The organism is Pseudoalteromonas sp. T1lg22, assembly GCF_002964645.1.
Classification (GTDB): domain Bacteria; phylum Pseudomonadota; class Gammaproteobacteria; order Enterobacterales; family Alteromonadaceae; genus Pseudoalteromonas.
Genome location: NZ_PQBY01000035.1, coordinates 1 through 334, shown reverse-complemented (window position 1 = coordinate 334; position 334 = coordinate 1). Strand labels below are relative to the sequence as shown.

Sequence of the window (334 nt, the reverse complement as noted above, 5' to 3'; positions counted from 1 at the left end):
AGTAAAGTGGTGGAGCTAAGCAGGATCGAACTGCTGACCTCCTGCGTGCAAGGCAGGCGCTCTCCCAGCTGAGCTATAGCCCCACATTACTAGGATACGTGCATTGTTTATAACCGGTCTTTGCTGTGAAGCAAAGTGGTGGGTCTGAGTAGACTTGAACTACCGACCTCACGCTTATCAGGCGTGCGCTCTAACCAGCTGAGCTACAGACCCAAACAATGACGTTTGTTCTCTATTTCATAATCAACAATCATCTGTGTGGACACTGCGAACAAATTAGTTCTAAATCGTATAAGGAGGTGATCCAGCCCCAGGTTCCCCTAGGGCTACCTTG

Annotated in this window: 2 tRNA genes; both read right to left on the bottom strand. The window is 49.1% G+C overall.

What is annotated here, in order from left to right:
- Window positions 1-7 precede the first annotated feature (7 nt).
- Window positions 8-83: transfer RNA gene (locus C2M24_RS15885), tRNA-Ala, on the bottom strand.
- Window positions 84-136: 53 nt separating this feature from the next.
- A tRNA-Ile gene (locus C2M24_RS15880) sits at window positions 137-213 on the bottom strand.
- Between the last annotated feature and the right edge of the window lie 121 nt (window positions 214-334).